A 12,557-nucleotide genomic window follows, 5' to 3' on the forward strand; every position below is an offset into this window, starting at 1 on the left:
CGTCTCGCCGCCCATGAGTCTGTCTGCCGGCCCTGCCGGAAGGGTCACCACCTGCTACCATCCGTGACCTCGTCCGCTGCCCTGTCCGGCCGATCCCACATGCTCAATCCGCAACAACACGCGGCCGTCGAATACTGCGACGGCCCCCTCCTCGTGCTGGCCGGCGCCGGCTCCGGCAAGACCCGTGTCATCACGGAAAAGATCTCGCACCTGATCTCGCGCCGGCACCTGGCCGCCGAGAAGATCGCCGCGATCACCTTCACCAACAAGGCGGCGAAGGAGATGCGCGAGCGCGTGGGCAAGCTGATCTCCGAAGAGTCGGCAAAAGCGCTGACGGTCTGTACCTTCCACGCGCTTGGCTTGAAGTTCCTGCAGATCGAGCACGAGCGCGCACAGCTGCGGCGCGGCTTCTCCGTGCTCGACGCCGACGACAGCGCCAACATGATCAAGGAACTTTCGCCCAAGGGCGTGAAGCCGGAAGTCATCCAGGGCATCCGCAACCTGGTCGGCAAGGCCAAGAACGGCGGCCTCACTCCCGAGGAAGCCATGGCCGCCGCGCGCAGTCCGCGCGAGATCGAAGCCGCCACGATCTACGACCTTTACCAGCAGCGGCTTGCCGCGTTCAACGCAGTGGACTTCGACGATCTCATCCGCCTGCCCTTGCGCATCCTGGAAACGGACGACGACGCGCGCGCGATCTGGCAAGAGCGCCTGCGCTACCTGTTGGTCGACGAATACCAGGACACCAACGACGCCCAGTACCGCCTGCTCAAGGCGATCGCCGGACCGAAGGCGCGCTTCACCTGCGTGGGCGACGACGACCAGAGCATCTATGCGTGGCGAGGCGCCAACCCGGAGAACATCGACCAGCTGGGACGCGACTTCACCAACCTGCGCGTGATCAAGCTGGAGCAGAACTACCGTTGTGCCAAGCGCATCCTTCGTGCTGCCAACCAGCTGATCGCGAACAACCCCCATGTCCACGACAAGAAGCTGTGGAGCGATCACGTCGAAGGTCCACCGATCCGCGTGCTCGAGTGCAAGGACAACGACCACGAGGCCGAGCGCATCGCGGCGATCGCCTCCAGCCTGCACGAGAAATACAAGGAAAAGGGCGCGCGCTGGGACGACTTCTGCATCCTGTATCGCGGCAACTTCCAGGCCCGCGTGCTGGAGAAGGCCTTGCGCCTGGCCAAGGTGCCCTACCACCTCAGCGGCGCGCTCTCCTTCCTCGACCGCGCGGAAGTGAAGGACATCCTCTGCTACCTGCGCCTGCTCACCAACCCTACCGACGATGCCGCCTTCCTGCGCGTGGTGAACGTACCCAAGCGCGAGATCGGATCGACCTCGCTGGAAAAGCTCGGCCAGATGGCGCAGACACGCAATGCCTCGCTGCTCGAGGCCACGCGTAGCGATGCGGTGCTGAAAACGATCTCGTCGCGCCCGGCGTCCGCGCTGGCGAATTTCTCGCGGTTGATGGATGAGTTGCGCAGCGACGCCAACCACCTGAGCGCCGCCGACCTGGTCCAGACGATCATCGAGAAAACCGGCTACGGCGCGCAGATCGCCGCCTCGACGCCCGACGAAGTGCTACGCGAGCGTCGCCTGGGCAACCTGCGCGAACTCGCCGACTGGTTCCGCGCCATGAGCAAGGACGGCGGCCGCACCGGCGACATCGCCGCCCAGCTCGCCCTGCTCAGCCATGCCGATCGCGACGACCCCGGCAACGCGCTGCGCATGATGACCCTGCATTCGGCGAAGGGGCTCGAGTTCCGCTTCGTCTTCATCGTCGGCTGCGAGGACGGCACGCTGCCGCACGAAGGCGCGATCGACGAAGGCCGTCTCGATGAAGAGCGCCGGCTGATGTACGTCGGCATCACGCGCGCCAAGGAAATGCTGACCTTGTCGTTCTCCGCCAGGTCGCGCAAGTACGGCGAAGTCTTGTCGAACGATCCCAGCCGTTTCCTCGAGGAGCTACCGCAGGACGATCTGCACTGGGACGGCAAGGATCCCGAGGCGGATGCGGAAGTGAAGATGGAAACCGCGGCGACGCACATGGCGCGCATCCGCGCGATGCTTGCCGGCGGCGCCTGATGTCCGTCGACGCCACCTGATATCGCCGGCGTCGCTCGGCAGGAGCCGATTCATCGGCGATGGCTACGCCTCGGTCCTCAGATGAGCTCCTCCGCCTCGAGCTCACTCTTCAGGTACGCATAGTAGATCGGCGCCGCGACCAGGCCACCCAGGCCGAACGCCGCCTCGAAGACCAGCATCGCGATGAGCAGCTCCCAGGTTCGCGCGCGAATCTGTCCACCGACGATCTTCGCGTTGAGGAAGTACTCCAGCTTGTGCACGACGATCAGGAAGCCCAGCGCCGCTACGCCGACCCACAGCGATACCGACAGGCCGGCGATGGTGATCAGCACATTCGAGACCAGGTTGCCGACCACGGGGAGCAGACCGACGACGAAGGTGAGGATCACCAGTGTCTTGGCCAGCGGGATGTGGATGCCGAAGATCGGCAGGGCAACCAGCAGGAACAACGCCGCGAGCGTGGTGTTGATCGCCGAGATCTTCAGCTGCGCGAAAATGATGTTGTGAAAGGCCTCGGCCAGGCGCATGGCCCGGGTCGACAGCTCGAACGACAAGGGGAGCGCCGGGCGTCCCCCCGACCCGTGCGAGATGGCGACGATAGCGCCCAGTACCAGGCCGATCAGGATGTGGGCGAAGACACGCGCAGCCGTGGTCCCCATGAGTTTGAGGTCGCCGGCATGCTCGTGGGCCCAACCCATTCCTCGTTCACGGAAGTCGCCGAGGCTGTCCGGCAGGCGAGAGGTGAGCCACGCGGGCAACTGCTCGTGGGCCTTGTCGAACAGGGGTAGCAGCTTGCTATCCCACAGCTGCTGGGGATCGCCGATATCCCGGCGGTAGAAGCCGAGCGCGGCGACCACGATCAGGATGAGGGCCCCGACGACGACGACCGCCACGAAGCCGACCGCGATCGGCCGCGCGCGCTCGCCGGGGACCACACGGCGAATGAGCGGGGTGAGCGCCTCGACCACCTCGTACACCAACAGCCCGGCCAGCAGGGCCGAGATCAGGTGAAGCATGAGGACACCCCACAGCGCCAGCGCCGCCAGGACATAGGTGGCGATGCGGATGAGGCGCGAATCGCCTGGCGTGCTGACCATGCTGACACTCCTTGAAGTTGGCGGGATTCCAGCAGGGCGGCGATGAACGCTAGATCAAGCGCCCCGCTTCCAGTTCAGCCTTGAGGTAGGCGTAGAAGATCGGCGCGGCGATCACACCGGGCAGGCCGAAGGCCGCTTCGCACAGCAGCATGGCGACCAGCAGCTCCCAGGCGCGGGCCCGGATCTGGCTGCCGACGATACGGGCATTGAGGAAATACTCGAACTTGTGGATGACCACCAGGAAGACCAGCGCGCCGATGCCGACGTACAACGACACCGAAAGGCCAACGATGGTGATCGCCGTATTGGACAGCAGGTTGCCGATGACGGGCAGCAGGCCGACCAGGAAAGTGATGACGATCAGCGTCTTCGTCAGCGGCAGGTGCACGCCGAACAAGGGCAGGATGCAAAGCAGGTAGATCGCGGTGAGCAGGGTGTTGACCAGGGATATCTTGATCTGGGCGAAGACGATGTTGTGAAACGCATCGGCCAGACGCGCGCTACGCAGGCTCAGTTCCGCGGCGAACGGGCCCACCTGGTGCGAGGGACGGGTGCGGCTCAGCGCCACGATGGCACCGAGCACCAGGCCGATGAGGATATGCACGAGGACGCGGGCGGCCTCCTTGCCGGCCAGTTGCAGCGTCACCGCGTTGGAGCGCGCCCAGTCGAGTGCGGTGATGCGAAGCGCGTCCACGCTTTCCGGCAGGCGGGCGACCACGGCCTGGGGCATCTGCTCCCGAGCGCGCTCGACCAGTGGCATCAGCTTGTTCTGCCAGAGGTCCTCGGGATTGCCGATCTCGTTGCGGAAGAAGCTGATGCCACCAAGGATGAGCAGGGTCAGCAGGCCAACGACCACCACGGCGACCAGGGCCACGGCGAGTACGCGCGCACGGTCGCCCGACAGACGGCGCCCCATCAGTGGCGCCACCGAGACCACCACCTCGTAGACCAGCAGACCGGCAAGCAGGGCTGGCAACAGGCGGAGGTACAGCACGAGGAAGAGGCCGGCCCCCATCGCGATGTAGCTGGCCGTGCGGATGATATGAGTACGCGTGGTGGCGACGTCCATGAAAGACCTCGTCGTGAATGAGGCCGCAGTCTGTCAGGACGCAGGGGCGATGCGCCAGAGGCGTGCGTCCCGTCGTCACGCTGTCGTAAACTCTGCGGACAATCGCCGGCCCACGGGCGATGTCGCCTGTTCGACGAGGGGTTTCCATGATGAAGTTCGTTCCGGCCGCGCTCGCCGCGGCTCTGGTGCTCGCCGGTTGTGCCGCCACGCCCCACGCGCCGACCGCGACGGCGCCGGCCGCACCGGTGACTGTCGCCGCTCCCGCCGCTGCCGGCCCCGCTGCCGACGACAATCTCAACGCGGTGGCCTGGTCGCAGAATGCCAGCGAGCACGACTTCATCTACCTGCAGACCTTCCGCGATGCACAAGAGAAACTTCTCAAAGCAAAGCAGGATCCCCGCTGGGACGCACTGCCCAAGGACGACCGCGCCGCGCATGACTCGCTGAAGGGTCTGAAGCCGGCCGTGGTGCTCGACATCGACGAAACGGTGCTCGACAACTCCCCTTACCAGGCGCGCCTGATCCGCGCCGGTGGCGAGTTCAACGAGGCCGACTGGGCGGCGTGGTGCAAGGAGGCCATCGCACGCCCGATGCCCGGTGCGCTCGCCTTCACGAAGTTCGCCGCCGACCACGGCATTGCCGTGATCTACATCTCCAATCGTGCCAAGGACCTGGACGAAGCCACGCTGGCCAACCTGCGCTCGGCCGGCTTTCCCGTCGCGAGCAAGGAATCCTTCCTTGGCCTGGGCACCTTCGTCGAGGGTTGCGAGCAGGTGGGTAGCGAAAAGGGTTGCCGTCGCCAGCTCGTCGCGAAGAACTATCGCGTGCTGATGCAATTCGGCGACCAGATCGGCGACTTCGCCAACATCCTGGGCAACAACGCCGAGGGCCGGGCCAGGGCCATGGCGCCCTACACGGACTGGATCGGCGAGCGCTGGTTCGTCCTGCCGAACCCGACCTACGGTAGCTGGGAGCCGGCCCTGTTCGACAACGACTTCGGCCTGCCCCGTGGCGAGCGTCGTGCGAAGAAGATCGAATCGCTTCGCACCAAGTAAAATCAACCACTTGCAAGTGGTAAGTTAAGGCATTGCTTTAGCAATGTTATTTAACTATTATGGCCGCGCCGAAACCCGTGGCGCCAAAAGCAATGCGGGCAAGGCCATTTCCCTTACCGGCCTCGGGCTGGATAACCCCGTGAGGCGATGAGCCTCCGGGGTTTTTTCTTGTACGCTCCCCCTCCCCGCTCCCCGAAAACGCCGAAGCCCCATGCGCCGCCTATCGCACCTGGCCTGGATTCTCCTGCTGGCAGTCGCCCTGCTTTCCGCCTGCAACCACAAGCCGAAGGACGCCCCCGGTACGCCCGGCGGCGGCTCGCCCGAGGACGCGATGCGGGATTCGCTGGACCTCGTCCGTGACGGCAAGTTCGACATGTTCTGGAGGCACGCGCTACCGCCGGCGGACTTCGCTGCCTTGCGCGCCGACTGGGTGAAGCGAAACGCCCCCACGGAGCCGCTCGATGCCGACGACCGCGCCAAGTTCGAGGCCGGCGTCAAGCGCCTGACCGCGCCCGACGCGGAGAAGAAACTGTTCGCCGACCTGCGCCCGACGCTGGTCCGCTTCGATCGCGACTACAAGGACCAGATGCCTTTGCTGTCCGGCGTCGGCCAGTCCATGGCGCTCACCGCGATCGACCAGGCAAAGGATCTGACCGCCTCGCAGAAGCGGCAGCTCCGCGAGGCCGTGAACGTGGTCGCGCCATGGACGCAGACCGTGGCCTGGGGCGACCAGGCCAAGGCGAAGGAAGCCATCGGCATCCTCGTCGACACCGCACGCAAGGCCGGCCTGTCCACGCCCGACGCGCTGCACGCGATGACGTTCGAGCAGTCCATGGCGACCTGGTCCACCGCCTGGCTGGGCTTCAAGAAACTCCTGGCCGTGTACGGCCTGTCCGTCGACAAGAGCTTCGAGTCGATCAGCATCGACACCCTCGAAAACAGCGGCGGCTCGGCGCACGTGAAGATCACCTACCTGCTGCTGGACAAGCCGATCCAGGCCGATGCCACCCTGGTGCTGCTCGACGGCCGCTGGTACGACAGCGACTTGTTGCAGAGCGTCCGCGCCCAGCACCTGCAACTCAATCCGCCCGCACAGCCCGCACCGGCGGGTAGCGCGCCAGCCGTGCCGGCCCCGCCGGGCACCGTCGCACCGCCGCTCCGCCATGACGGCGCGCCGGTCGCGGCCGCCCGGCCCCGCTGAAGCCGTACAATCCCACGATGCCCGAAATTCCGATGAGTGCGGATCCGCACGTCCATGTTCCCCGTTCACCCTGGTGGTTCAAGCTGCTGGGGCGGCTTCTCGAGCCCTGGGTGCGCATCAAGCGCGAACCCGCCGAGCCCGCCGCCCTGCTCAAGAGCGACGCCGCGGTCTGCTATGCCATCGAGCGCAATGGCACCTCGGACGCCTTGATCCTCGAGCGTGCATGCCGCGAAGGCGGATTACCCAGCCCTATGCAGTTGCTCGAACTGCCCGGTCGCCGTCGCCGCTCGGTGTTCTCGCTGAGCCGCCGTCACGGCTGGCTGTTCGGACGTACCGACGCGCGTGGGCCCAAGGAGCCTATCGGTCAGCTCATTCGTGCGCTCGAGGACGACCCGCAGCGCGATATCCAGGTAGTACCCGTGTCGATCTACGTCGGCCGCGCACCCAATCGCGAAAGCGGCTGGTTCAGCGTGCTCTTCGCGGAGAACTGGCTGGTGGTGGGTCGTTTCCGCCGCATGCTCGCCTTGCTGCTCAACGGTCGCGACACCGTGGTGCACTTCTCCGCGCCGGTGTCGCTGCGCAGCGTGCTGGGCGATTCGCACGGGCTCTCGCCCGAGCGCCTCACGCGCAAGATCGCCCGTGTGTTGCGTACGCATTTCCGCCGCATCCGCGCGGCCGTGATCGGCCCCGATCTGTCGCACCGGCGTACGGTGGTCGACGCCGTGCTCAACACCGAGCCCGTGCGGGACGCCATCGCCGCGACCGCCAGCAAGGAGAACATCACGCTGGCCAAAGCCCAGCGGCGTGCACGCGATTTCGCGCTGGAGATCGCCGCGGACTATTCGCACCCGGTCGTCCGCTCGACCTCGTTCCTGCTGTCCAATTTCTGGAACAAGCTTTACGACGGCATCGCCATGCATCACTTCGACAAGGCCCGCGCCGCGGCCCCGGGTCACGAAGTGGTCTACGTACCGTGCCATCGCAGCCATACCGATTACCTGCTGCTTTCCTACCAGCTGCATCACTCGGGCGTGGTGCCGCCGCATATCGCGGCAGGCGTCAACCTCAACCTGCCTGTCGTCGGCCCTGTGCTCCGTCGTGGCGGCGCGTTCTTCCTGCGCCGCAGTTTCAAGGGCAACGCGATGTATTCGGTGGTGTTCAACGAATACCTCGCCCAACTGGTCGACCGTGGCGTGCCGCTGGAGTACTTCATCGAAGGCGGCCGCTCACGAACGGGACGCCTGCTCGCCCCCCGCGCCGGCATGCTGGCCATGACGCTGCGCGCCTTCCTGCGCGCACCACGCCGCCCGGTGCTGTTCCAGCCCGTGTACATCGGCTACGAGAAGCTGATGGAAGGCAAGTCGTACGCCGGCGAGCTTTCCGGCAAACCCAAGGAAAAGGAATCGCTGCTCGGCCTGATTCGTGGCCTGAAGGTGCTGCGCCAGCGTTACGGGCATGTCACGCTGAACTTCGGCGAGCCTATCCTGCTCACGCCGATGCTCGACGAGGTCGCGCCGGACTGGCGCATCACCACGGCCGAACACGACGCCAAGCCCGAATGGATGAGCCGTCTGGTCGACGACCTCGCCGAACGCATCCAGGTCAACATCAACCGCGCCGCCGACGTCAATCCGATCAACCTGATCGCGCTCGCCCTGCTGGCCACGCCCAAGCATGCGATGGCCGAGAACGATCTGCTGGCCCAGCTCGAGCTGACCAAGTCGCTGTTCCAGGAGCTGCCGTATTCGGATCGCGTGACGATCACGCCGATGAATCCGCAGGGCATCGTCGCCTATGGCGAGCAGATGGGCTGGATCCGCCGCGTACGCCATCCCCTCGGCGACGTGCTCGTGACCGAAGGCGAACAGGCCGTGCTGCTGTCGTACTTCCGCAACAACGTATTGCACCTCAACGCGGCGGCCGCGTGGGTGGCCGCGTGCTTCCTCAACAACCGACGCATGTCGCGTTCGTCCGTGATGCGCCTGGGCAAGCTGATCTATCCGTTCATCCAGGGCGAGCTCTTCCTGCCTTGGGACCAGGAAGGATTTGCCCAACAGGTGCAGGAGACGATCGAGTTCTTCGTCCGCCGTGGCATCCTCGAGGCGAGCAGCGAAGGTCGCGTCCTCGAGCGCGGCCCGGGGCAGGACGATGGCGCATACCAGCTGCGCGTGATCGCGCGCAGCATGCTCCAGGCCTTCGAGCGCTATTACATCGCCATCGCCGCCCTGGTGAAGAACGGCCCGCACACGATGAGTTCGGGCGAACTCGAAACCGCCTGCACGCTCACTGCGCAGCGTTTGGGCCTGCTGAACGAGCTGTCGGCACCGGAATTCTTCGACAAGGCACTGTTCCGCGGCTTCATCCAGAAGCTGCGCGAAGTGAAGGTGGTCTGGACCGACGATGCCGGCAAACTCGACTTCAGCGACGCACTGGAAGACATGGTGCGCGATGCACGGGTGATCCTCGCGCGCGAAGTGCGCCATTCGATCCTCAAGATCACGCCTGGCGGCGAGAACGACCGGGACCTCGATGCCCGGCCACCGGACGATCCGGGCGAAACCTCCGCCGAGTCGCTGCACGACCGTCATGTCGCCAACGAAGAGACACGGCACAAGCATCATCCCTGAGCCGACACCCTTGCTCCTGTCCCGCTGACGTCACGTCGTCGCCGGCGGGGACAGATGCCTCGCCAACGATTGCCTACCCTTTGCGCTGGATACCCACGCAAAGGGCACGGCATGGAAACGACACCACCGCAGGCACCGCCTGCCATCGTAAGCAGTACGCAACAGGAGACGGTCGACGCCCTCGGTCGGCTCGTCGCGGTGCAGGCATGGTTGCGCGCGCAGCATCGGGACATGCCAGCGCTACCTGCTCGCCCCACCGTCGAAGGGCGCGAGGCGTGGCTGGCCTCCCTGGACGCGTTCTGGCAGCAGTCGGTGCAGGATGAACCGGGAACGGGACCGATACCGCGCACGGATGCGCTGGCGACCCGATTGGCGTCCGCCATGCGTGACGATGCCATCGTCCGGCGCCTCGACGGCACGCTCGATCCCGCGGCGGCAAACCTGGCGGAACGCTTCGCACGGTCGTTGGGTGGCGACCTTCCCCCTGGTATGGAAGCCCGCACACTGCGTATCGGCCGCGTCGACTACGCGGGTGCGGTGATCCTGCTCGACCGAAACGATCCCGCGCTCGCCGTTCTTTTCATGCCCGACCGTGGCTGGGATGCGTTCGAAGGCATCGAGCGACTACATGCGCAGACGGAGGCACGGCTGCGCGAGCTTCTCGCACGCCGGCGGGAACTTCCGGGCATCCGCGCCGACGACACCGAGCGGGTGGTTGCCAACGATCGCTTCGTCGATTCGTCACCGCTGCAAGCCAATGTCTTTCACGTCATGGCCCAGCGCATGACGGCGCTACAGAGGGAGAAGGTCGAGGACGCCTGGCTGTCGCCGGACGAGACGACGGACACTACCGAGCGCCTCGCCGATGACACCATGTGGGCGCTCGACCTGCACGACAAGCTCGACATTTCGTCCATGCTTGTCGAGCGCGAAGGACGGCTGGCCGTCAATCTCAGTGAGCAACGTCTCGCCCGCGTTCCCGCACACGTGGCGCAGGACTGGCGCAAGGCCATGGAGGGTTACCGACTGGCGCGGCTCATGGCCTCGGCGTGGACTCGACATCACGTCGACGAAGCCCCGCTCACCCTTGCCGCATGGAGTCGGCAGGAACTCGGCACCGCACTGTCCCGCCGGCGGATCGAGGTGGATCCCGACGATATCCAGATCGAAGCCAGCGGCAACGAAGGCATCACGGTGCCGACCGGCGGCGCGACGCCGGCGACACCCCCGGTACGCATGAGCCTGGCCGAGTTCGCCTTGCGCAACACCGGCTATTACGACGAGCGCCGCCTTCGCGTCGTCACCGCCGGGTCACGCACAGGTCCGAGTGTTCATGCCGTACGCGAGATAACTCGCGAACTCGATCTCGCCCGCCGCTTCGCGAGCTATCTGCGCGATCGGGTGAGCGACCCGCAAGGCCGCAGGTTCCGCAACATGGTCATGCGCGTGCAGCACGCGCGTATGCGCCTTGAAGCCACCGCCGCGCGCATGGCGGCTTACCTTCCCGAGGAAACCGCCGCCTTCGCCGACGACCGCGAGGAACGCGGATATCGCATGGTCGAGGCCGTGCTGGACAGTCCGGCGGCGTCGAGCCGGGGCACCGTCGGCAATCACAGGATCGGCGTGCGTCAACTCACATACCGTGGCGCAGCGGTCAGCGACGTGCTGGTGATCGGCGTAAGGGATGCGCGCAGCTCGCCGCGCGTGGTTCTGTACACCCCAGGGGCGCCCGACGGCCGCCCCTTCCGCGAGTTCAGCGACCGGGCGACCGCGGCGCGGGAATTCCTGTATGCGCCAGCGTTCCAGGAATACCTCTTGAGGCGGTTGCCCGCCGAATACGGGGAGCCACTTCCCAACGGTGGCGGTCGGCGCTTCCGGGTCGCCGACGCCACGCGACGCGCGCACTGGGTACTGGGAGCATCCGGCGACGGCCGCGGCACGATCACCGAGGAACCTTTCGCGGAGATCCTCGTCGATGGCGATGTCCGTACGGCACTGTTCGACGCGGAGATCGTGCGGCAGGCGCGCGACGTCGCCTGGCTCGGACGCAGTACGGCGCAGGCCGACACCGAGATAACCGTCGGCATCATTCATGGCGCGTTGCACGGTCTTGGTGGCCCCGCCGGCGTGGTCGAGGACACGCTGGGCGCGGTCGGTCAAGCGCTCCGCGCGACCTGGCGCTTCTACGACAGCGTAAAGGCAGGGGACAACGGCCAGGCTTTCGTCGATTTCACCGAGGCCTACACCGCCTCGCTCGCCCTCGCAGGCTGGGGCACCGGAGCGTCGAGGGCAACCAGGACACGCCTGTCGCTGCGTCCTGCCGGCAACGCGACTCGCCCCGTGAGTGCCGGCAGCTTCCTGCCTGACGCCCGACGTTGGCTCGATCCCCGATACGCCGTGCGCGACATCGATCTTGGCGCTACCCGTCCGGATGCCCTCGGTATCCACCGACTCAACGGACGGCGCTACATCCGCCAACAGGAACTCGTCTTCGAACTACGCTACGACCCCTCCTTCGATACCTGGCGACTCGTACGCCCCGACGCCATGGATGCCACGTTCGCCGCAGCCGCCGTCGAACCTGCACGCTACGGCGGCTGGCGCTTGCGAACCGACGTAGGGCTGCGGGGCGGCTGGGTAGACGATGCCGCGTTTCCGCAGCACCGCTCGCGTAGCATCACGGGAGCAGGGCTCGAGGCTCTCTCCGTCTTCCAGAGCTGGACCTTCCAGCAGTCCCTGGCTGCGCGTCTGCGCAATGGCCGCGAAGCCGTCCGGCTGTATTGGGAAGTCACGTCTCAACCCTATCCACGCTTCGTGACACTGCGTCAGCACACGGCGTGGAACGATGCGTTGCGTACCGCACGCAGCACGCCGCGCGAACCGCTATCGATAGGCTCCCAGCCCGGACCAGGAGCCTCCTGGCGCGTCCTGCCCGTGGACGAGTGGCCGGCCCAGCTCTGGCATTACCCGCAAGGTCGCGGGCTCGCTGTCGGCGGCGGTAGCGAGCTGGTACTACCTCTCCAGGCGCTACCGGGATCGGGCCTGACCGGACTGCCGGTGTCTACCCAGGCACCGGTCGGCGTGGAAGGTCCCAGGTGGATTCGACTGAACACCGATCGCTTCCGCAACCGGCGCGGTACGCCGGAGTCGCCCGGTCTGAGGATCATCGAGGATCGACGGAGCGGAGAGCCCAGCTACGTGGTCCAGCCCGCGGTAGGTTTTCCGATCAGCTTCCTGGGTCTCGAAGCAGGGGACTTCGCCGCTGGCGGCCGGGCGTCGCCTTAAGCGGCACATCTTGCTCACCGCTACATTGTTGTAGGTCGAGGGTTGGTGCGATGTCGGCGCAACGGGGGCCGACATCGCGGTAACGACCCGCGCCCGCACACGATCACACCGACATCGGTGCGACGAGGG

The 12,557-nt window shown here is 66.1% G+C and carries 7 protein-coding genes; 5 read left to right on the forward strand and 2 right to left on the reverse strand.

The window, feature by feature from the left end:
- The first annotated feature begins 99 nt into the window (after positions 1-99).
- Positions 100-2,094: a UvrD-helicase domain-containing protein gene (locus VM621_RS15860; RefSeq protein WP_325469935.1), complete on the forward strand. Its 1,995-nt coding sequence runs from the start codon at positions 100-102 to the stop codon at positions 2,092-2,094.
- Between the two features lie 77 nt (positions 2,095-2,171).
- Here the strand turns inward: VM621_RS15860 and VM621_RS15865 are convergent, their stop codons facing one another.
- Both VM621_RS15865 and VM621_RS15870 read right to left on the reverse strand, forming a co-directional pair.
- Positions 2,172-3,191, reverse strand: a complete 1,020-nt coding sequence (locus VM621_RS15865; protein WP_325469936.1) for a hypothetical protein — start codon at positions 3,189-3,191, stop codon at positions 2,172-2,174.
- A 49-nt stretch (positions 3,192-3,240) separates the two neighbouring features.
- Complete coding sequence (locus tag VM621_RS15870) at positions 3,241-4,260, reverse strand: AI-2E family transporter (RefSeq protein WP_325469937.1); 1,020 nt, start codon at positions 4,258-4,260, stop codon at positions 3,241-3,243.
- Positions 4,261-4,406: 146 nt separating this feature from the next.
- On the opposite strand from VM621_RS15870, the gene VM621_RS15875 reads away from it, so the two are divergent.
- The 4 genes from VM621_RS15875 to VM621_RS15890 all read left to right on the forward strand — a co-directional run bounded on the left by VM621_RS15875 (position 4,407) and on the right by VM621_RS15890 (position 12,428).
- Positions 4,407-5,315 carry a 5'-nucleotidase, lipoprotein e(P4) family gene (locus VM621_RS15875; RefSeq protein ID WP_325469938.1) on the forward strand — a complete coding sequence of 303 codons (909 nt, stop codon included), beginning with the start codon at positions 4,407-4,409 and terminating at the stop codon, positions 5,313-5,315.
- Positions 5,316-5,526: 211 nt separating this feature from the next.
- The gene (locus VM621_RS15880; RefSeq protein ID WP_325469939.1) at positions 5,527-6,516 is read left to right on the forward strand and encodes a hypothetical protein; all 990 of its coding nucleotides are present in this window, start codon (positions 5,527-5,529) and stop codon (positions 6,514-6,516) included.
- 32 nt (positions 6,517-6,548) lie between these two features.
- Positions 6,549-9,143 carry a glycerol-3-phosphate 1-O-acyltransferase PlsB gene (gene plsB, locus VM621_RS15885; protein ID WP_325469940.1) on the forward strand — a complete coding sequence of 865 codons (2,595 nt, stop codon included), beginning with the start codon at positions 6,549-6,551 and terminating at the stop codon, positions 9,141-9,143.
- A gap of 111 nt (positions 9,144-9,254) precedes the next feature.
- On the forward strand, positions 9,255-12,428 hold the full coding sequence (locus tag VM621_RS15890) for a dermonecrotic toxin domain-containing protein (RefSeq protein ID WP_325469941.1): 3,174 nt from the start codon (positions 9,255-9,257) through the stop codon (positions 12,426-12,428).
- The last annotated feature ends 129 nt before the right edge of the window (positions 12,429-12,557 follow it).

It is taken from the genome of Luteibacter sp., assembly GCF_035539195.1.
Lineage (GTDB): Bacteria > Pseudomonadota > Gammaproteobacteria > Xanthomonadales > Rhodanobacteraceae > Luteibacter.